The organism is Pseudoalteromonas rubra (assembly GCF_005887115.1).
Lineage (GTDB): Bacteria > Pseudomonadota > Gammaproteobacteria > Enterobacterales > Alteromonadaceae > Pseudoalteromonas > Pseudoalteromonas rubra_F.
In genome coordinates, this window is record NZ_PNCJ01000010.1 from 45,198 (window position 1) to 67,217 (window position 22,020).

16 protein-coding genes are annotated in these 22,020 nt (G+C 44.5%); 9 read left to right on the plus strand and 7 right to left on the minus strand.

Features of this window, described 5'->3' with window-relative positions:
* Positions 1–11 precede the first annotated feature (11 nt).
* From CWB98_RS07135 to CWB98_RS07145, 3 genes are all read right to left on the minus strand, one after another.
* Positions 12–401 carry a MerC domain-containing protein gene (locus CWB98_RS07135; RefSeq protein ID WP_138544230.1) on the minus strand — a complete coding sequence of 130 codons (390 nt, stop codon included), beginning with the start codon at positions 399–401 and terminating at the stop codon, positions 12–14.
* Positions 402–555: 154 nt separating this feature from the next.
* The gene (locus CWB98_RS07140) at positions 556–927 is read right to left on the minus strand and encodes a hypothetical protein (protein WP_138544231.1); all 372 of its coding nucleotides are present in this window, start codon (positions 925–927) and stop codon (positions 556–558) included.
* 384 nt (positions 928–1,311) lie between these two features.
* Positions 1,312–2,811, minus strand: coding sequence for a calcium-binding protein (locus tag CWB98_RS07145; protein WP_138544232.1), 1,500 nt, complete (start codon positions 2,809–2,811; stop codon positions 1,312–1,314).
* A gap of 205 nt (positions 2,812–3,016) precedes the next feature.
* Here CWB98_RS07145 and CWB98_RS07150 point away from each other — a divergent pair, with 205 nt between their 5' ends.
* The 8 genes from CWB98_RS07150 to CWB98_RS07185 all read left to right on the plus strand — a co-directional run bounded on the left by CWB98_RS07150 (position 3,017) and on the right by CWB98_RS07185 (position 17,946).
* Complete coding sequence (locus CWB98_RS07150; protein ID WP_138544233.1) at positions 3,017–6,763, plus strand: DUF4132 domain-containing protein; 3,747 nt, start codon at positions 3,017–3,019, stop codon at positions 6,761–6,763.
* The gene (locus CWB98_RS07155; protein WP_138544234.1) at positions 6,757–7,827 is read left to right on the plus strand and encodes an ATP-binding protein; all 1,071 of its coding nucleotides are present in this window, start codon (positions 6,757–6,759) and stop codon (positions 7,825–7,827) included. The genes CWB98_RS07150 and CWB98_RS07155 overlap by 7 nt, the downstream gene beginning before the upstream one ends.
* Positions 7,815–10,055 carry a DUF5682 family protein gene (locus CWB98_RS07160; protein ID WP_138544235.1) on the plus strand — a complete coding sequence of 747 codons (2,241 nt, stop codon included), beginning with the start codon at positions 7,815–7,817 and terminating at the stop codon, positions 10,053–10,055. Before CWB98_RS07155 ends, CWB98_RS07160 begins: the two co-directional genes overlap by 13 nt.
* Positions 10,040–11,158, plus strand: a complete 1,119-nt coding sequence (locus CWB98_RS07165) for a VWA domain-containing protein (RefSeq protein ID WP_138544236.1) — start codon at positions 10,040–10,042, stop codon at positions 11,156–11,158. Before CWB98_RS07160 ends, CWB98_RS07165 begins: the two co-directional genes overlap by 16 nt.
* Positions 11,155–12,954 carry an SWIM zinc finger family protein gene (locus CWB98_RS07170; protein WP_138544237.1) on the plus strand — a complete coding sequence of 600 codons (1,800 nt, stop codon included), beginning with the start codon at positions 11,155–11,157 and terminating at the stop codon, positions 12,952–12,954. The genes CWB98_RS07165 and CWB98_RS07170 overlap by 4 nt, the downstream gene beginning before the upstream one ends.
* Before the next feature lie 78 nt (positions 12,955–13,032).
* Positions 13,033–14,322 (plus strand): FG-GAP repeat protein, encoded by a 1,290-nt coding sequence (locus CWB98_RS07175; RefSeq protein WP_138544238.1) that lies wholly within the window; start codon positions 13,033–13,035, stop codon positions 14,320–14,322.
* 145 nt (positions 14,323–14,467) lie between these two features.
* Positions 14,468–15,331 (plus strand): DUF2971 domain-containing protein, encoded by an 864-nt coding sequence (locus CWB98_RS07180; protein WP_138544239.1) that lies wholly within the window; start codon positions 14,468–14,470, stop codon positions 15,329–15,331.
* Positions 15,332–16,113: 782 nt separating this feature from the next.
* Positions 16,114–17,946 (plus strand): hypothetical protein, encoded by a 1,833-nt coding sequence (locus CWB98_RS07185; RefSeq protein ID WP_138544240.1) that lies wholly within the window; start codon positions 16,114–16,116, stop codon positions 17,944–17,946.
* Positions 17,947–18,219: 273 nt separating this feature from the next.
* Here the strand turns inward: CWB98_RS07185 and CWB98_RS07190 are convergent, their stop codons facing one another.
* From CWB98_RS07190 to CWB98_RS07205, 4 genes are read right to left on the minus strand one after another with little or no spacing between them, the layout of a single operon-like run.
* Positions 18,220–19,953 carry a DUF2326 domain-containing protein gene (locus CWB98_RS07190; protein WP_138544241.1) on the minus strand — a complete coding sequence of 578 codons (1,734 nt, stop codon included), beginning with the start codon at positions 19,951–19,953 and terminating at the stop codon, positions 18,220–18,222.
* Positions 19,928–20,161, minus strand: coding sequence for an ABC-three component system middle component 6 (locus CWB98_RS07195; RefSeq protein ID WP_138544242.1), 234 nt, complete (start codon positions 20,159–20,161; stop codon positions 19,928–19,930). Before CWB98_RS07195 ends, CWB98_RS07190 begins: the two co-directional genes overlap by 26 nt.
* Entirely contained in the window at positions 20,158–21,174 is a 1,017-nt protein-coding gene (locus CWB98_RS07200) for an SMEK domain-containing protein (protein WP_138544243.1), read from the minus strand. The genes CWB98_RS07195 and CWB98_RS07200 overlap by 4 nt, the downstream gene beginning before the upstream one ends.
* Before the next feature lie 39 nt (positions 21,175–21,213).
* Positions 21,214–21,534, minus strand: coding sequence for a helix-turn-helix domain-containing protein (locus CWB98_RS07205; RefSeq protein ID WP_138544244.1), 321 nt, complete (start codon positions 21,532–21,534; stop codon positions 21,214–21,216).
* A gap of 96 nt (positions 21,535–21,630) precedes the next feature.
* Between CWB98_RS07205 and CWB98_RS07210 the strand changes: the two genes are divergently transcribed.
* Complete coding sequence (locus CWB98_RS07210; protein WP_082669008.1) at positions 21,631–21,891, plus strand: transposase; 261 nt, start codon at positions 21,631–21,633, stop codon at positions 21,889–21,891.
* Positions 21,892–22,020 lie beyond the last annotated feature (129 nt).

The following is a 22,020-nucleotide window of genomic DNA, read 5'->3' on the forward strand; positions in this document are numbered from 1 at the left end:
AGTCGGTAGGTTTAGTGACAACGTCCGGTCTGACATAGATTGAAGTTTTTATAGTGGCTGATCACCAGCAACACGCTGCCTAAAATCGTCAGCAGCTTTTCCCCTTCCTCAGCCATTAAGTCATGAGCAAAAAAGGCGGCGAAGAATAACACGCCGATACCAGCGGTGCCGTAGCCTAAAATGCGCCACTGATTATGTTTCTTACACCCGAGGAACAATGCGCTACTACTGGTGAGCAACACACCAACCAGTAACCAGCGATGAAATGCTTCATCTGAAAAGAAGGTTGCACCGAATGCCGGAAGCAGGGCAACCAGCAGAGGCACAAACAAGCAATGAACGACACACATCGCTGACAAGCCTATGGCATATTTGTCTAACCTTTCAGACAGATTTCTCATGGTTTCCTCACATTGATTACTAGCGCGTTTGCTTACACAGAGCCAACAAGCGCGCAGTTTAGTATATTAACTGAATTGTTATATTATATCATTTTTGGGTGATTGAATAGCTTGGCTAAGATGAAACACAACGGGGGGCGGGGGCTGTGGTCGGCTACATCACGGCCGCTACAAGCAGCACACTCACCACCGCAAACAATAACCACGACCAGTGCTTGCCCCTTGAAAAAACCAGCGCCAGCAAGCTGTGAAGCGCAAATGTCACTGCAGTGATTTGCGTAAGCGTTGCTGCGGTAAATTCAGGTGATGCCAGTGCAATCAACAGCGCGGCAAACCCCAGCCAGGCGATGGAAGTCAGATGCCAGGCGAAACGTAGCGTGCGGATGGTAAAATCGCTGCTGCCAAACAGCTGTGGCAGGTTATCGCGCTTAAACAGCCGAATGAGGATAAAGCGCTCACCAAGGTAGGAGTGAGCCAGTGAAACCAAAATTAACAGCGCAGCGGCGAGGTAAAGCAGAACAGTCATAAACAACCTCCGGGTTTATAAGTTATTACATTCATTTTCTTTCGAGGCTAAGCTTGGCATTGTTCAGGTGTCAGCGTCAGCAAGGTGTACAGTGCTGCTCTGATCATGTCATCTGTTACTGGCTGAGTCTTCTGTGACGGGAAAACATATCCGCTTTTTGCCGTTTGATATAAGTTGAAGACTGAAGCTGTGTGCTGGTGAGGTCATGCACCCGCTGAGCAAAGCAGGAAGTAGGTAATAACCGGGGTGGGTGTTCATTGGATCACAATCCTTGGCTCAACAGACTTCCTTTGTACCTTATTTACACAGATATGGCTATGCCTGACACGAATGTCTGAGCAAAAGCTCCTGACTGGCGTCCCTGCCAGTGAGAACAAAACGCAATTAACTACAGCTAATTGAGTCACCGCTGCTGTTATAACAGGTCTCCGTTTGCTGAATGATGTGACGGCACATATAGGCCACATTGTTTTCCATACAGTTAAAATAAGTGCCATAAATGCCGGAGTTCCCGACATTATAATCAACCCGCCATTCATAGTAAGAATATGGCAAAGTAGACTGGTCGTTCAGCCAGCGCCCAAAGACGGCACTGGATACAATGTCGTATAGCGGCGTAGGACGCACACCCAGGCTGCGCCAGCCATTGTTATAGCCAGAGTACTCACCAGACATTTCAACTACCGCGTTGGCTGCCTCGTAATAGGGGTTGTTAAAGTTACTTCTGTTATCTACCTTAGACAGCAAACCCTGGTAGTCTTTCACCCAGGTGGTGCCTTCACAGCTGTTCAGAAACACCATGCCCTTATCATCGCCTTTACCACAGGTGCCCTGAGGTGCAGCGTCGGCACTCCAGATGTAGTCGGCACTTTTTCCGCCATGGATTTTGGCCTCAAAACCACTCGAAGAAGTGATAATCACATCATTGTCTTTACCGCCTTCCTGATTGGAGTTTTCGCTATTGGTAAAGAGGATATCATCGCCATTATTACCCCAGGCTTTGTGCCAGCGCAGGCTGTTTGGATTACCATCGCCATTTTCGAACAAGGCATCGTTGCCATTGCCGCCATGTAAGCGATCTTCGCGGCCGCCATTGCCGGTCAGGTAGTCATTGCCATCTTCGCCATACAGGGTGTCATGACCTTTGTCACCGCTGAGTACATCATGACCCGCGCCGCCGTAGAGTTTATCGTTGCCATCGCGATTACTGTTACAACTGCTCTGCTCATAAATATAGCCATTGTTGGCATTGGCCAGACGACAGCCACCGCCCAAATAGTCGTTGTCGTTGCCACCATAAAGTACATCTGTACCCTGACCACCCATCAGCAAGTCGCCGCCATCATCGCCCCACAGGGTGTCGTCGTTGTAATCGCCAAACAGTTTGTCATGATGGTTGCCGCCCTTGAGCTGGTCGTTACCCCAGCCACCATGAAGCGTGTCACTGCCATCTTCACCAAACAGCTGGTCGTTACCACTGTTGCCCTTGAGCGTATCATTGCCCCGACCTCCGTAGAGACGATCGTTCTGATTGCCCGAGATCAGGGTGTCGTTACCATATTGACCGTACAAGGTTTGCGGCACCGAAATACTGCTGGCATTGAACGAATCGGCGCCATTGCCCAGGCGCGCTTCAAGCGCACTGATCTGGCTCATAAAGAAGACTTCACAGCTGCTACTGCTACCTACTTTACGGGTCACGGTCAGGGTGTCGCCCGATTTACTGAGGGTGAACTGTTCGCTGTGGCGTGACCCCGCAACTTTCAGCGTATCGCCGTCCAGATAAGCCGAGGCACCACCGACAAGCCCGCTACAGGCCGCCATCGCCTGGCCCGAGACGCCCAGCGAAACCGCCAGACAGAGCGCATTTAACTTGGTATTCATTGTGAAATCCTTAGTTTCTTGTTTTAGGTACTTTTATTGCGAGGGTAACGGATAAACTTGCACGGAATATGGAGAATTATTAGATGGATGCGATGCCAGGTAAGAGTTGGTAAACCTAGTTCAGTCTGATAGCTGCTGCGAATAGCATTGAGTTCAACGGGTTTGTTTGGTTCAATTGTCGGTAAATTACAATAGGGATTGATATATGTTGTCCGATCTTTTAGGGAATATACTTAAAACTTACACCAATACTGTTCAGCAGGATGGCCTTGAGAAAGCATGCAAGGACTTCGAGCAAATTGAGCCCAAACTACCCCGGCGGATAGTGTCTTACGTGGTGTCGGGTGAATCTGACAGTGTGTTATCTGACTTGCAGCAACTTACCGAGCTGCAACTTCAGGAATTAACACTTCATCAGACACGGCTGATGATTTACTACCTTAAGGGTGGACAGAGCGGAAGTGGGTTTGAAAATAATGTCCGCGCCTATAATTTCATAGATTTTTTGCGCAGTGACTTGTTGTGTGACTTTGATATTGCACGGCGTCTTGGCAATGTGCTGGCCAGCTGCCGAAGGGAGCTTTCCATAACCACTGTGCAGAACTCTGGTTTACCCGGCTGGATCCGCCAGTTACTGGATGTGCTGAATTTTGCTTACATTCACGATGCAAACTCCCAAACGGGTGTGGAGCCTGCGCCGTTCCAATCTGTAACCTGGTTATTTGAACTGGCCAAAGCAAATGGCATTGATAAAGAGGCCATCTGGATCTATTTACTGGAATTGAGGGCGAATGCAGGGTATCTCTCGATGCCAGCCATAGAACGGTTTTTAATTCATATTGATCATATCGGTTTTTGTCAGCTGCCTGCTGATCCGCATCAGCTGAAAAAGCTGTCAATCGCAGCAAGGTGTGAGTTAATACGCTTTGTTGTTGAGCGAAAAGACAAATCAAATCTGATGTCACTGGCGATGCTGCTGCATTCAGACTCTTCCAAAGTTGTGCGTGACAAGGCAAAAGCCCTGCTGCCGTTTTTAGATACCCGCAAGCTGGCGTTATACCTTGAGAGCAACTATAGCCATTTAAATGCCACATCACGAAAACACTGGGTAGAAATAGCCCCTGAGTGTTTAGAAAATGGCGAGAGTTTACTAAAAACCTGGCGTCAAACAGAGACCGCCAAAGCAGTGCTGGAGTCTATTGAAAAAGTTTTGTCAGACAAGGCTGCAACAAACGAGGTCGCTCAGGCTTTTGCAAATATTACTTTGCCCAGCTTTGTTGCGCTGCCAGACTCAGCCCCGTTACCTGAGCAGCTAAAGCGAGATTGTTTTGCCGCCCTGGAGCAGCTGGCGGAGCACAAAAAAGAACGAGCCAGACAAGAGGTCGCTGATAATAAAGAGAATAACACCGACTGGACTTATGCCCAGAAGGAGTTTCAAGAGTTGCGGGCACTGACGAACAAAGACATTGAGCAAGAGCTGGTGGTCATTGAATCTGGTGTGGCAAATGCTGACACTCATAAAGTAAGGCGTTTTATCGTTGAGGCATTTGAAAAAACACGAGTTCTGGAAAACAGTGACATAGAGCTTATTCATTTGATCAACTATATCAACCTGTTTCCGGCACGCTATTATCAGATTTTTGATCATCCGCTTTTTGAAGCACTTGCCAGGACAAGCACCCCGCAATTGAATGATTATCGCCAGATTATTGAGTATTACCAACGTAAAGGTTTCAGTACAGAGCGCATTAAAGATCTGATCTTTAAACCGAGTTGGCGCGAAGAGGTGGCAGAATTGCCCTCGGGGGTGGGCGAGACGATCAAGATATGGCCGTTTTTAATTGAGCATCAAGCACAATTAGACGGCCACTTATTCAACCCGAAAGAGCAGGACGCCTACTATCGGGCAAGCTATCTGGAAAGAGCCACTTTGCTGTTACAGTATTTACCCGAACTGCCAACGCGTTACTCGGATTTCCTGTATGAGCTGGCTCTGGGGGATGGCAAAATATTGCGCTCTGCTGCACAGCAGGTGCTGGGTCACTTCGATATAGATATCGGACGGGTAACACAGGCCTTGTGCTCAGGCAAGCAGGAGCAGCGTATTCAGGCCGCAAGATGGTTGGCAAAATTGAATGCCCGGGAAGCCATTCCTGCACTGGAGCAAATGGTAGACAAAGAAAAACGGGAATCTGCAAAAGCTGAAGGACTTGCGGCGCTCTCTGAGTTAGGGCAGGACATTTCTGCTTATTTGTCGCCAGACAAATTGCTCAAAGAAGCGCAGCTGGGATTAAAAAAGGCCATACCTAAGTCCATGACATGGTTCCCTTTTGAACAGCTCCCGGCGTTGTCTTTCTCAGATGGGAGCAAGGTGGATGCTGAGATCATTCGCTGGTGGATTGTGCTTGCTGTTAAGCTCAAAGAGCCCGGCGCCAATCGGTTGTTATTACACTATCTGCGTTTGCTCGACAGGACGAGTCAGCATCAGTTGGGCAGATATGTTTTTTCCGCGTTTGTTGGCCAGGATACAGCGTGCCCTTCTGACAGTGAAGCGCACGAATACGCGCAAGAAAATAAAGCGAGCACTCACTTATCCTGGCAGCGTTATTCCAGTTGGAGCTGGGGAGAGCACTATAAGAACAAAACCGTTGAAGATGCTTATAAATGGTTGTTTAAATCTCACAAAGAGACTTTGCTGGGGTCGGCCATTAAAGATAAAGGCATGCTTTGCCTGATCAGCGGCATGATAGGTGCTGAAGCCGTTGAACTGGTATCTCGCTATATGAAGCAGCATTATACGCGACGTCACCAGATTGAAGCCATGCTGACCAGCCTGGCCAACAGTGATGATATGGCCGCAATACAATTACTTCTGAGTACGGCTCGTCGCTACCGTACCCGTTCAGTGCAGGAAACTGCAAGAACTTTGATTGAGCGGATCGCCGAGCGAAATGGCTGGAGCCAGGATGAATTGGCAGACCGCACCATCCCCAGTGCAGGCTTTAGTGTTGCAGGTGAAATGGAGACCTTTGAGTTAGGTAATAGAGCGTTAAAACTGGTGCTTACGTCTGATCTCAAAATATCGATTCTCAATGAACAGGGGAAGGCGCTAAAATCTTTGCCGCAGGCGCGCCAGGACGACGACACAGAGCAGTATAGCCACGCTAAGAAGCAATTCAACGCCAATAGAAAAGAGCTGAAACAAGTCATTGCATTACAAACGCAACGATTGTTTGAAGCCATGTGTTGTGGCCGCGAATGGACGTTTGCAGATTGGCAGGAGTACTTATGGCAGCATCCGGTTATGTACCACTTGGTACAAAGGTTCGTTTGGCAGTTTGAAATCGACAATCAGTGGGTGGCTGCACGCCCCAGTGATGATGGCGAATTACTGGACCTGGACGATGAAGAGCTGGAGACCAACGGGATCACTCAGGTGCGTTTGGCATCCGGTCATGAATTCACTGCTGAACAGCTCAAGCTGTGGATTACGCATATGAAGGATTACAAAGTAAAACCTTTATTTGAGCAACTAGCCGCCGCACAATTTAATTTGGCAGGCATCGAACCAAAGCAAACCCAGTTGACCCATTTCAGAGGATTTTTAAGTGACACGTTCACGTTACGTGGCCTGTTGACCAAAAGAGGCTATCAGCGAAGTGAAGCCGAAGATGGGGGCACCTTCTTCTTTTACTTCAAAGAATTTCAGTCACTGGGCTACCGCTTGATATTTGAGTTCTCTGGCAGCCAGCTGCCGGAAGAAAACATGGTTGCGGCTATTTACAGTGTGGGGGTTGTGCCCTTGTCTAAATCAAATTACTGGCGGGAGCAGGACTTTGTGCCTTTGAATGAGCTCAACAAAAGTCTGCTCAATGCCATGGCTTTGGATTACGAAAGGGTTGCTGCCAAGTGCTCTGAAGATGCAAACTGGAAGAGTAAATTGCCATGGTGAGACCATTACGCCAGCGAGCGGAGCAAAAATTTGCCGATGAACTGGCTTTGCTTAAAGAGCAAGATTCAGCATCTAAGCCACAAGGGTGGCAGCTCTCTCCCCGGGCTGTGAAGGCTTTTATACTCGGCGAGCCTGAGCTGGGGGTAGACAAAAAGTACTATGGTGAAGCCGCGTTAGTCGAGCGTGCCATAGTGAGCTTAATGAGCAACCAGGGTCTGATGCTGGTCGGCCCGCCGGGTACCGCAAAGTCAATGTTGTCGGAGTTACTGGCGTGCGCTATCAGTGGGACCAGTGAGCTATTGGTTCAGGGCACTGCCGGCACAAGTGAAGAACAACTAAAATACACTTGGAATTTTGCACAACTATTGTCGAACGGACCAAGTCTAGAAGCGCTGGTAAAAAGCCCTATTTACCATGCGATGGAACAAGGCAAGGTAGCCAGAATTGAGGAGCTGACCCGGTGTCCTCAGGAAATTCAGGATGCACTGATTTCAATTTTGTCCGAGAAACAACTCACAGTGCCTGAGTTGGGGGTCAGTATTCAGGCTCAGCCAGGGTTTAATCTGATTGGCACTGCAAACCTGGCTGATAAGGGCGTTAATGAAATGTCCAGCGCACTCAAACGTCGGTTTAACTTTGAAACCGTACCGGTGCTTCAGGATCCACTTCAGGAGCGGCGCCTGATCCAGTCGCAGGTGAGCACACAGTTAGCTCAGCAGTCAGTGTCTGTTGCCATTGCCGATGAGCTGGTGGCTTTGCTTGTACAGGTATTTAATGACCTGAGGCGCAAAGGACAGAGCAACTTGCAAAGTCTGGAAGCGGTTTTATCGACCGCAGAGGCCGTCAATATTGTGCATGCATGCGCTTTGCAAAGCCACTTTTTACAACAGCCGCTCAGCGGGGCGCATATCGCCCAGCAAATGCATGGCAGTGTAATCAAAGACAATGTGGAAGACATGGCTAAATTAGCCAGTTATCTTGACATTATCGTGCGCGAGAGAGCCCGTGAACAGGCACATTGGCGGGACTTTTTTGAAGCAGGAAAAGTGCTGTGGATGAGCTGAACGCGGGTCAATGGAAGCAGGAACTGTCTGAGCTATTTTATGCGGATGAGAGAATACGCTGGGCACCAATCCGTCATCATAGCCCTGCTTGCAGCTTGTACCTGATCGAACTATTAAATACGTTTGAGCCAGAGCAGGTGCTGATTGAAGCACCTGCGAACTATCTGCAGCACGTGGATGATATTGCAAGCGCCCACACCAAGCCGCCGATCGCAATCTACCAGCAAGGCAGCTTTTTTCCATTGGCTGAAAATAGTCCGGAATATCAGGCTATCAAGTGGGCAAAACAGACTGGGGCAGAGATCAGTTTTATTGACTTACCACATAGTCAACACGCTTCGGGCGAGGCATGCTGGGATGAATCCTGGCTAAATAGCTCTAGTTACAGCCAGCAGTTACAGCAGCGTTATCAATGCAGAGATGCCGACGAGCTTTGGTGTCGCTTGTTTGAGCAAAAAGAATTTACCAGTGCTGATGCGTTTTTTTTCCAGGTTTTGTTGTTTTGTGCGGCCAGCCGGGCGTGTTTTTCTCAGGCACAGCTGGTGCGACAGGGCGACGAGCTGAGAGAAGACCATATGCGTGCTCATATTTCAGCAGCGCACAAAAAAGGCTGCAAAATACTGGTACTGACAGGTGGATTCCATACCCCTGCTTTATTTGCATTTGATGATCACAGGCAATTAAATCAGACGCCCGATGAACCAAGTTATCTGGTGCGATACAGTGAACCTCAGTTGGATGCACTGTTAGGCTATCGGGCTGGTATGCCATATCCGGGTTATACCAAAGAGTGGTTTCTGATGCGCCAAAGTAAGGTTGCACATTTTGATCTGGTGTTGACGATGCTCGAACGCTGTGCCCCCGATTTCATGTCGGTTGCCGATAAGATTAAGGCCGCCGAGCACCTTCAGGGATTATTACAGTTACGGGGGATGAATCAGCCAAGTTATTACGACTTGTCAGATAGTGTTGCGAGTTGCTGGTTACAGGGAGAAAAAACGACTAGCTGGTTCACTCAGTTGCAGCTTGAGTGGCGTGGCAGAGCCTTGGGAGAGCTGCCAGAGGGAAGCGTTGAACTGCCATTAATTGCGAATGTGCGGGCGCTGGCAAAGCAGCATCGTTTGTCTTTGCAGTACAGTGAAGCTAAAAAGGCACGGTTTGATGTTTTTGAGCCGAGCGGCTCAACACGCAACAGGCGGCAGTTTCTGTTTAGCTGCTGCATGCTTGGCATTCCATTTTGTACGCGTTTGGTCGGCCCGAGTTTTTCGCATGGTGCGGACTTATCGCGTCAGCACGAGGTGTGGGAATACCAATGGTCTCCTCATGTCGAAGTCACGCTGCTTGAACTGTCCGAGTTGAGTGATAGGCTCGATGAAGTGGTGAAAAAAACGCTCCTGATGCAATTGCCCGACCTGGATTTCGAAGGGCGTATTGAGTGGATTGCTAATGCTATCCAGTGTGGGCTGGATGGACTGGTTGCCGACAACCTGAGCGCCTGTTGTCAGGCTTTAGAGTTGCAGACGGACCTGAAAGTGCTGATATCAGCAATGATTCATATGCTTTCATTGGCTAAGCATCCGCTGTTTGCTCGTGAACACGATTTGCTCCGTGAGTTGATTGAAAAAATGTGGCAGCAGTTGTGTGGACAATTAATGCAACTGAATGCACTCCAGACAAGAGAAGCGCTGGATATTCTGATGTCTCTGCAAGGTCTTTGCGTGACCTATCAATTGGCTCCAGACTGGAAAGTGCAGCTGCAAAGGATAGTGAGTAAACAAAGCCATAAAACCTGGCTTTATTACACAATCTCTGCGCTAATGGCCAGTTCAAGTGAAGACATTGATGCATTGGGCCATGAGTTAACACTTTTGTATTCGCGTGATCCTCAAGTCGCGTTTGATGCTTTACGAGCGATTGCTTCCTTGTTACCACATTGGCTGGATCAACAGCCGGTCATTTTGACACTTCTAAATGGTTGGCTGGAACTGATCTCAGATGAGCAGTTCAACCTGATACTACCATCATTACGGAAAATGTTTTGTCGTCTTGATAGTCAGGAGATTGACCGGATAGCTCAGCGTGTACAGGGGATCAACCAATGGGATGAGCGCCTTGCATGGCAGCCCATTGGCATCAGTCAGGACAGCATTGACCGCGCTGCATACCTGCAACAAGAAATGATCATTAACTTAAAACAGCAGGGGTTATCTGAATGGCTGAGCGACTAAAATCACGTTGGCGTTTGGCTTTAGGCCGGTATGCGGAAGACCGCCTGGGCGCCCAGCTGTCAGCAAACCAGCAAGCGCAGGATCAATGTCTTTTTCAGTTATATCAGCACGGCCTGACTGACAGAGGGCACAAACTGAGTGCGGGCCTGGACGATAGCGCACCAGCTTTGGTTGAATGGCTGAATGACATTGACCAGCTATTTTCTAATTCCGTTTCTCATCAACTGCAAAAAGAAGCTATCGAAGAGTTTTCTTTGTCTGCTTGTATTAATGAACCCAAGGTGTTGGAAAAACTACAGCCAAGTGTGGGGTTACTGAAGCACTTGTTGAGCCTGGGAAGCACCCAAAACCCAGCAGTACGCCAGCAGGTGCAAAGGATCATAGAGTCTGTAGTTGACCAGTTACTTGCTCGGCTAACGCCGGTTTTTACACAAAAATTAAAAGGGCGGATCAATCGATACGAGCACAGTGGGGCACGAAAACTGGCTAACCTAGACTGGCAAAAAACAATTAAATCTAATCTGAAACACTATGACTTAGAAAAGAAAAAACTGCACTTTCAAAATATTTACTTTAATACGCGACACCAACAAAGCCTGCCATGGCACGTGATTATGTGCATTGACCAATCTGGGTCTATGGCAGAGTCAATTATATATTCAGCGGTGATCGCGGGTATTCTCCATCGTCTTCCGACTGTTTCGTTAACCTTATATGTCTTCGATACGAATGTTGTGGATCTGAGTTCAAAGGTTGAGGACCCGGTCTCCCTGCTGCTCTCAACGCAGCTTGGCGGAGGAACCCTGATAACAAAAGCCTGGCAAGTGGCAGAAAATACAGTGTCTGACCCACGCAGAACCGTGATTGCAACTGTCTCTGACTTTTGTGAAGGGGGATCACCTCAGGCGCTATTTGAGCAAGCGCAAAGATTAATAGGCAGTGGAGTAAAAATGATAGGCATGACGGCGATGAACGACCGGGGCGACCCATTTTACGATAGCTTTGCTACTAAACGCTTATCTGGTCTGGGCATGGAAATAGCGGCACTGAGCCCGGATCAGTTTGCTGATTGGCTGGCGAAACAAATGGGACTAGTGAAATGAACCAGCAGTTTTTAGAGCAGCTCACGAGTCCCGGATTGGTTAGGCGTGCGAACAAGGTATTGCAAAAAGAGTCACCTGTTATTCACAAGGCCCAATCGAGTATCGAGTACAGCATCGAGGGCGTGGCGGGAACATTGGATGTTGAAGACATGACCAGAAGCCGATGCAGTTGTAGTGTACAAGGGCTCTGTAAGCATCTGGTTGCCGTCGCTTTATTTGTGATAGAGAGTGAAGATGCATGTGATGAAAAAGTACCAGCAGTAGATCCGGATGCACTTATGAAAAGTGCGGGGCGAGAAGCTGTCCGTAAGGTGTATAAACTTTACACGCTCAGCGCATCTTATAGTGGTACCAGAGATGGTGCCGTGGTGCACATAGAGATTAATGGCCAGGCATTTAGCTTTACAAAAGCGCAGCATATAGATGACTTGGTAGGGGATTCTGTCAGTAAAGCAGAAAAGCTGTGGGGTATTTACCTTTACAGCTGTGAACAGGGAGTGGAGTGGCAGTGGCCGGATTGGTTGTTGGTTGAGCAAACTCAGATACAGACTAGCCTCAAGACACTACAAACAGAACTCAAGGCGGCGCTGCTCTGTGTGTGGTGGGTGGGTATCCATCGGGTGCGTTCTGCCCATTTACTGGACTTACAATTGTTAATCATCCCGCTGGCGAAAGCAGGGCTAAAGGCTGAGAGTCAGGCGTGTAAACGCGTTATTGGTGCCTACCAGCGCTTTATATCGGGAGAAGGGCTCAGAGATGAACTGGTGATTATGACTGAGCTGGCATACCTTCTGGTCCTGATAGAGAAACCCATCAGTGAGGCTAAATCAGCCGCAGGGCAAGACCAAACCACACTCTTTTGCTTAGGTCCTGAACCCTGGCAAAGTGTGGGGGGCGCGCAAGGGCTTACCATTTTATTTCAGTCGTCAAACGGCCAGATTTTTTCAGCTTCAGAGGCCAGAGCAAATACGTCGGGTCACTTTGACTCTGAACATGTCGCCCGGTATATGCGCTTTTGGGAGACATCGAAACCCGCTATGGAGCTCATGGGGAACTTGGTGTCATTTAATAAGTTAGAGATGAATGAATACGACCGAATACGGCGTACGCAGTCAACAGAGGTCATCGCTACAGAAAAAGGTGCTCCGTTTGTTCATTATGCTGATTTTAGCACCATAGAGTGGTTGGCTGAGCCGTATATTGTGATTGCACCTGATCGGTTTCATCATCTGGAATTTGATCAGGCACTTCAACAATTCCAGATCCAGTATCGGGACGCAAATAAAAACACACTCACGCTAACTGTACCTTATCAGTGTAACCATGCATTGCTCATGAAAAACATGGCCGCTTTGGAAGGTTTACCGGTTAAATATATCGCGTGTAATGTCAGCGAGAAGGGAAACCAAATACAGCTGAGGCCCTTCGCACTGCAACAGAGCGATGGGGTACAGTGGCAATCCTTATATTTCGATCAAATATCAACGGAAAGTCGTTTTCTGGACCGTTGGCGTGCCAAGTTTATTGCCCGAACAACTGCTGTGCCTGGCCGGGAAATAACTCAGTTACAACAGCTGCTTGTGGATTTTTCAAGGTGGTTATGTGCCTTCCCTTATCAAAGTGACGATGAAGTCAGGATTTGGCAGGGTAAGCTGGAGCAACTCGGCTTATACCAGCTATCCGTAAAACTTCAGCAAAACGACGATTTTGACCTGCTCCGGTGCTTCTATATGCTGCATTGCTTACGCAAAGCCGACGTAACTTTGCCGGTTATTTTGCATGGTGAGTGTACCTAATTAAAATCAAAACTATTGAAAAATAATCAAAAGTCAGACAGATTATATTGGCTTAACAGGAAAGAAAAAGGAAGGAACGTGACAGTAAGCACAACGATAAAGCTGAGCCTTTGCACCATACTGACGGCACTGGCTGGCCACAGCGTTGCCCAAGACAGATTACTGGCCAATGATGGCAGGGCGCAAGATTATTTTGGCTACGGCGCGGCTATTGACGGCAATACGGTGCTGGTGGGCGCACATCAGGCTGATGTGAATGGCATCAAAGATGGCGGTGTCGGGTATGTGTATGTGCTCGGTGATAAAGGCTGGCAGCAACAGGCTAAGCTGATCGCCTCTCCCCTGTTCGCCGACGACACGCTGGGTGGCAAGGTGGTCCTGAACAACAATATTGCCATGCTCGGCGGGATGAGGCGGGATGACAAAAGTAAAGATGCCGGCGCTGTGGTGGCCTTTGAGCGCTATGCCGATAAATGGACACAGACACAGATTTTTACCGCGCCCGATGCCCAACCCGGAGATGCCTTTGGCCAGAGCCTGGCATTAACAGACACGACACTGGTCATTGGCGCACCACGCAGTGATACAAAAGCGAATGACGCGGGTGCGGCCTATATTTTTCAGCGCACCGGGGATAGCTGGCGCTTCCACAGCAAAATCATGGCCAGCGATGGTGCTGCGGGCGACTTATTTGGCATCGACGTCGCGATAGACGGTAACACCATCGTAGTGGGTGCTGACTTACATGATAAAACTGCAGAAAACGCCGGTGCCGTGTACGTCTATGTGCTCGAAGATAACCAGTGGCAGCAACAAGCCAAGCTGATGGCCGCCGATGCTGGCAAAACCGATATCTTTGGCGTCAGAGTCGCAATTTCAGGAGATACGGCACTCATCTCCGCACGCAGAGACGATGTAGAACATCTGGGTGTAGATGCCGGCTCTGCCTATATTTTTGAGCGAACAGGCACACGCTGGACCGAGGCTCAAAAACTCACTTCGCCGGATGGCGCAGCCGATGACCGCTTTGGTCGTGGCGTAGCACTGAGCGGGGATACCGCCATCATCAGCGCCATGAACCACGACGTACAAGGTGAAGACACCGGCGCATTATATGTCTATAAAAAGCACCCCGATGGCTGGCGCTACGCCTCGAAAGTGGTCGCGAAAAATGCGCAGCCCGGTGACCAGTTTGGCTGGAATGTCGGTCTCTCCGACGGTAAGGCTGTGATCGCCACCCCACATCATGACGCCAATGGTAAAGAATCCGGTGCGGTCTATGTTCAGGATCTGAATCAATACAGCGCGTTTCATATTAAAAACCAGGTTACAGTTGCGAAGAAAGGGGAAGCGAAGTCTTCGCAGTAGCTGTACATCTAAAGCCGGAAACCTACTCGTTATTCAACCTATAGGTTTCTTTCAGATAAAAGGAATTTTATGGCTTCTTTGTTCTGCGAAAATTTTAAGCAATTGTAGGCTATTATTGGAGTACTTTCCCGTTAGGATATTTTTTATGTCACAAGTGCTCCAACGCTATATGGATCTGCCCAAATTTATAAGCCTCCTGCAAACGAAAAAGCTCTATCTCGCTAAGATGTCATCTTTTGAGGACGCTTTAGAGGGGGGACTCACGGTCAGTAACTTTTTTGGTATTTCCAATGAGCACAAGTGGCTAGATATGTTGGTCAACTACAGTTGGCCGAGTTCAAATGAAAGTGAGGAGGAAAGAAAACACTCCAAAGAAAACATAAAAAATCGCACAGAAGAAATAAACAATCGCATGTTTTCAACCCCGTTTGGTAGCTACCCTTGTTGTGAAGGAGAGCAAGTGTTCCCGCGGTGTCGAGAGTGGATATATGTGAGTTGCTGGCATGCGTCGGATCATGAATGTTCAGCCATGTGGAGGCTATATGGCGGTGACAAAAATGCAGTTTGTATTTTTTCTTCAGAAGAGAAACTTCTATCTGCCGTTAAGGCTAGTAGCTTGTGTGATAATTTGGAGCTCAATACGGTTAATTACATATGCCATGCTCATGATGAGTTTGAAGGTGAACCACTTGATCCATTTATATCTAAATCAAAGCCTTACTCATTTGAGAAAGAGGTAAGACTTATGAGCTGGAATTCAAAAATAGACCTTTTAGAAAAAGAACAAACAAACCCCGATTCAGGCCTTATGTTAGATATAGATTTGGGTAAAGCAATAGAGCACATTGTTATTTCACCTTACGCAGACCTTTGGTTTAAAGCCATTATCCAAAAGGTGTGTTCAGATGCTCAATTAGATGTTGCGATAGAAGAGTCATCTATTCAAATGAATCCGATTAGAAGCCTGGAAGAAGTCATGAGCTATGGAGAAAAGCACGGTTTACGATGAAGGATTCAAAGAACGAGTTTTAGGTCAGTGAAATTAGTCTTGGCTTGAGTTCTGGAGCTAGCACAAATACAAAAAACGCGAGCAGTTAAAGCTAACTCGCGTTTTTAGTTTATTGATTACGCAGAGATTTATCTCATAGTAACAGCATACTATTACAGGTTAGTTCTGTAAAAAATCTGGAAAGGGATGTATTACAAGGCCTGTCAGGTGTTTCAAGAAAAATGGCGATTTTTAGCTATTTTTCTAAATTCGGACCCTTGAGTTTGTGAGTTTCCAGAAAAATAGTTACCTTTTAACAAGTGACTCGAGAAGATAAGAAGCGGACTGTGTCAACTTCCCTTTAGTGGTACAGTTCTAAGTTAGAATTTTCTAGTTTCACTATGTAAGGTGTCAGTGAGGTATTAACCAAAAAACTGTCATTAGCTCTTTCTTGGTTATAATCCAATGCTTTGGTTCGATTTTGGGTATTTCTGAATGCTCATAACGAATAAGTAATGTCAGTCAGTAATTTCATATTGACAAGATACACGCCACTTAAGAAAAAATCGTGAGGTTCCATTTTGGTGCAAGGTAGGGTTTGGAGTTGAGTTACCATGTTAAAGACAAAAATAAGCCCTCGTTATCGAGGGCTCTTAATAGGTTGGCCGGATCTACTTGTGGGACAAACACCAATCCAAGAGGCGACCATTCTTTCTGTATATCAACCTGTTAGCTGTGGAACAAGTTAATTAAATTCTTTAATATACCTACATTCTATCAATAATTTGAATCAGAGGCAAGCTGTGAGAATCGATAAAGCACTATCTACGGATGATCTAACCATAAACCAGGCATTTTTTAAAGGCTGTTGGTTTAATATGTCTCACGAGATGTCTCTAGATAGTGATAGGGCTTCATTTGTGCACCCTATTAACGGAGCTCATGAGCTCCTATCGCTCTACGATTTTGGAGATAATTTTGGCGGGCCATCAAAACGAGTAACAGTTAGCCTTGAGTTTCAAGAAGTTATAAAAACAGATCTAGTATTAAAAGGTAGTAAATATGCTCTTATAACCGAAAAGCTAGTTTCATTGTTATCTATCGAAAAGAATAACCCTAGCAACACAGAACAATGTGCGATTAATAAACAAAGCGATTTGGTTATTATTTTACTTAAAGAGTTTATCTATTTGACAGAAACTTATCTTGAAGACGCTTTCTCGTTGTTAGAAGCTCAGTTAAGCGTTGAAATTAATGATGACAATAAAAATTCAGTATTTACAGATATACTCAGTCTAACAAACTCCATTGTAGGTGGCTTGATATCAAGTGGAGTAGGGCTCAATGAAATAAGTTCATTTTATCGACATATACTATGCCTAAATATGGAAGATAATACGTTTTCCCAAAGATATGAACATTTGAAGGCTGCTGCAACTAAGGTTCCAGAAGACTTTGAAATTACTTTCCAAGTTGAAAGTACAGATCTTGCGAGTATTTTAAACAATATAGATGACAGCTTTACGTTTGGTTTGTTCACGCTTTCAAAAAAAGCAGAAGGCCTTCTAACAGCAAAGTGTATTGTTAGAGCTCAATCATATACAACTGCTGGAACAAAAGCCTACGAGCTTCTTGGAGAAGTAATCGATGCCGTAAGCTACACCCAAGCTAAATCGAGCATAATTGTTCGTAAAAAATATGTAGCCAAAAGCATACAATCGCAAAGAGGCAAAACATTTACAATTCATAGAGCTATACCAAACCCCGTATATCGATTCAATGAAGATAGCTTTCGACATTTCTGTGAAAGTATCCAGTCAACTTCCCAGCAGGAAATTAGTAGTTTCAAACACAATAAAATAGCTGCAGCATTCAGACTCTTACGTATAGGAACTGGTGCATTAAGCCTCGAAGCGAAATTGACCAGTTATTGGACAGCTTTGGAGTCGCTAACTAGAGACGTATTCCCATCTCACAACGGGGACGATGGCAAGGTTATAGCAGCAGCAATACCTTCGATATCAATAAACTATGTAAGTAAGCGCCTGAAGTCATTTGTTTATGCATTTAACCACATTGGCCTCACGGAGTTCCAAGTTGATGAAGATACGGCATTCTCGCTACAAGGAGCCGATATTATAGATATGTATAAAGCACTAAGAGATACGAACAAAGCTAACCATATAATAGCAAAATTGGTCGACTATCCCTTTTTCCAATTTAAGGTTCACAGTTTTTCTCAATGCTGCCAATCATCCGTGAAGATGGGTGCTCGGATTGAATCTCATGAGCAAAAAGTAAAGCTGCAATTACATCGAATCTATCGTGCAAGAAATGCCATTGCACACGATGCAGGTAAAGTAGATAATCTTGAATTGTTGTGCTCTAACCTAGAACATTATCTAACCAGTAACTTGAATTCAATGATCGGACTAATGTCCATAAAGCCAACGCTTGAAAGTCCAAAAGAATGCTTCATTCAGTATGCGGATATGGTTAGGGACATTAAACTGTCTTTAAACCCTGCGCTAAAAAAGAAAGCAGATAAACGAGCAGGTGAAGAGCAGAAATTACTTAACGAAAACTACCACAATGATGAAAAACTACTGGTACTACTTAATTTAAATAAAACGTAGTCAAATATACATCAAGAGTTTAAGAAAGGCTTGCTCGTTTAGTTGATCAGAATTACTCTTTACACCTATCTTGATCCAGCCTTTTTCCAGACATAACTTGTTGCATAATAAAACGACCAGATTGTTTGCAACGAATATTGTAAATGTCCACTCCCCGTAATGTGGGGTAGACATAATTAGAGTCTTATGCAGTTATCTATGCAGAATTTTCATGGTTTAAATAATAGAGCTAATTCACTTTTGTTATCCTGCGAACTACGAAAATAGCTGAATTTACCCAAAGTACTTACCAAAAAAAGTGTTTTCAGGTTTGTTATCAAAGAGTTCGAGAACCGTGGCACTCAAAATTCTTTCTTTATCCTCTTTTGTCAAAACATCATCTGGGTGTTGGGTTGATATAACCTGTTCATAAGTATCTTTATTGATATTGACGAAGTACTGAAGATTGTGTGTGTCACACATTTCTAAGGCAACCTTAAACATTGTACGAGTTTGTCTATGGTCGACTCCGGAAAATATAAAGCTATCATGTGCCATAAAGCCCAATAACTTGGGATTTAGAAGAAATAAAAGCATGTCATAACAAAATATCTTCACTTCATTTATTCCTTGGGAACCATCCTTTTGAATGTACGGAGCAATATCAAAAAGATATTTGGCTTCCCCTGCATTTTTCTTGACTGTCAGGGCTCCTCCATGATTTTCATAAAAACGCAGAACTAAGGAGCGGAACAAATTTTCAATATTTTTAATGTCACCTTTTTTCTTTTCAATATACTGAACAGCATCAAGCTTAATCTGAGCTTTCTTGCTCTCATATAATGCATTATCTTTCTCAGCTTGCTCTATTGTTTTTTGGTAACTAGTTAGCTCGGCAATCTTAGCTTCTATCGTCCTGATATGTTCTACGATTGAGTTATACTCTTCAAGTGCACCTTTTGCGTCTAAGTCACGGAGTATATTGTCTCTGGAACTTCCTAATGATTGTAAGTCAGCTTTTAGTGTTTTATTGTTCTCAGAAAGCTCCAAAATTTGTTCTTCTAGTCTTTTTTTTCGAGCTTGGTGGATTTTAATATGAAATTCTTCAGCTTGTTTGACACGTTTCTGAACCAGCTCTGGGAAGTGAAAATTAGCTTCATCGAATATTCTCTCTATTTTAGAAAGCTCTACATTTTTTAATTCACTACTAGTTTCTAAAATATGGCTTTTATTCCGAATTATTCTCTCGTTATAAAAAAGATTATTTCGTATTTCATTCATTTTAACGGTCAAAGAATCAGCTTCCAATTTTAATTGGTTATAATTCTTTGCAACGATAAAGTTATCTTTATCTTGAATAAGCTTATCACGTTTGTCCTCTAGGTCACGGAGATCACTCTCATTTTCGGCTAGATTTACTTTTTTTAACGTGTCGAGTGTTTTTTTAATATTAGATATTTGCTCACAAACTTCTTTAAAGCTTTTTGCTAGAGTCACATCCAAGCCGAGTAAAGTTAGGTTTGTAACTCTTTGATGAAAATCCTCCAGAGGCCTTCCTTGTTGACGAAGAGCATCCGAATAGTAATCTCTGCCAGGTAAGTAACGACGAGCAAAACAATTCAGGATTTGCTTAAAGGAGGCCTGTTCATTGACACCATTTAAGAGTATGTTCCGAAGATGCTTGGTGAAGGTTTTACTCTTACCTACCTTTTCGCCGTTTAGGTAATAATCGTTGTCACTGAAGTTGACTTTGATTGTATAAGGCACAGAGCCGACGTTTAGGTCCAGGAAAAAATCCCCATAGCTTTCTAAGAACTTGCTAAGCACTTCATCTGATGGGTATTTTTTGGGTTCTAAAGTTCCTCCTAGCATGAGATGTATCAGTTGAAGAGACGAGCTTTTGCCTATTCCGTTATATGTATCAGTAGATAGAGAACTCGACTGTAGACCTGCAACGATGTTTAGACCAGAATTGAACTTAATTGTTTTAAAGCTAGGGTTACTAGAGTACAACTTTAAGAGTTTCATTTTCCAGCTCCAATTTTCCAATAATAAACAAAAAGTCCAAGCAAAGTTGTATCTTTTCTACTTCTACTTTCTTAGGGTAGACATAGTTTACCTCATCAAGTAAATCATCGAAGCTGATTCTTTTGCTTTGTTGCATTACATCTACTATGAAAGCTGATATGCAATAAAGTGAATCTTCAGGTTTTATTAATTTTGTAGGTAAAATCATAGCTTTAACCCAATGTCACACTCTTCAAAAAAGTAGGAGATTATTACCCATGCCATAGATGTTTCGTTATAACTGGCTTCCCGAGTTTCTTCTTCGATTCGATGGCTCAGATCTCCAAGAGCTGCTGATATGTTTAGAGGGTATTTATTGTTAATCAAAGCATGAAGTTCATCAATAGATTGATTCGCTAGCTCTTTTGGTGAAGCACCTGCATTAGAGAGCGCCTGTTTTATAATAGTAGCGTAAAATTCTTCAACAATCAGCTCTCTAAGCTCTGTAAGAATAGTATCTTCTACCGATTCGTAGATAGGGAGTGATGCTTCACTTCCGCGATGAAGTTCGCTTGACACTTTTATGTTAATGCCATTTAGTTTTATTTTTTGGGTCAAGTTAACATTATTAAAACTCTCACTATAATCTATTTTCTTCTTTTTTTTGTCTTTTATCAGAGACTCAAAGACGATTTGGAGAGCTATCTCATCGGTATACTTTTCACTAACTTCTCTAAAAAACTGTCGGTAGATAGATTCTAACCTGGAATCTGGTAGATTTTTTATATCATTGAGAAGATCAGTGAAGTCTTTAAGGTGGTCATTAATATCTTCTATACCAAATTTTTCATTATAGTATTTTATCGTTTCTTTTTTTAATTTTTTTGGCTTGTCAAGTAGATAGTAAATTTCAAATTCATATTGACGATAGTGAGTGTTACTAGACTCAAGAATTTTAAGGCTATTATCAATCTTATTTTTTCCTGTAGATGATGTTACCTGTATTAGGTGCTTAGAAGAATGATCAATAAGGTCAATATATGCTTCATTAGAACTTGCTGAATTTGCATTCTTAAAATTCTTATTTTGCCATAAGTAGTTGAAAATATTGCAAAAGAAGTCTTCTGAGTGAATATTCATAGAGTAAATATTTAGAGATTGATTGAGTTTGATGTCGCACATCATGATTGACAGTGTGCGAGAGATCTTTTTTATTATTTTTTCGCGTTCATCTAAAGTCATATGTAGTACCTAGTTTCATTTCCATATCAAAACCCAAATTCACTCTCTATTGGGGAGCATATCTTTAAACGTGCAAAGTAATCTCTTTTTCTCTTTATCTGTTAGTAAATGAAAGGTTCTAACTAATTCTGCCATCTCATCACTTTCACAAAAGAAATAGTTTAGAGGTACATCAAGCTCTTCAGCAATTCGTTTTAATGTTTGCAGGTCGGGTGTATGCCTGCCTTTTTCGTAATGGTTCATTCGCCCACTCGCAGATCCTGGCTCCAAACCAATCCTAATTCCCAATTCTCTTTGAGAAATATTTGATCTTGTCCTAGCTTCCTTAAGCCTAATAGGGAGGGGGTTAATAAAATCCAAAGGTAAATCATAATAAAAAGCTGGTACTTAGATTCTCTAAGCTTTACTCTATCATGTATACTTAGGAATCCTAAGCTTTGATCGAGGAATGTGAAAGTGAGTAAAGCCTACTCAAATGAAGTTAAGCTTTCAGCGACGGAAAGAGTACTGGTTGGCAGGGAGCGAGTCGCTGACGTTGCTTATGATTTAAAGATTGGCCAGAGTACTCTTTATGCCTGGCTCAAAGTGGCAAAGCAGGCTGATAGATCAAACGGTAGCCAGGTTGTCCAATCGTTAAGACAGCGCCTGGAAGAGGTTTCAAAAGAGCGAGATATCCTGATTAAGGCTGCATCAATATTTGCCAAAGAGCTGTACTGAATCAAGTTTCTTTCCTTAGCTATCGAATTGAACCCACTGTTTGTGCCATTTTTGGTTCTGTGACTTATGGTCGCTATAATTTTGCAAGCAATCCAGCTTTTGGTATTGGTAAAATTTCCACTATTTAGA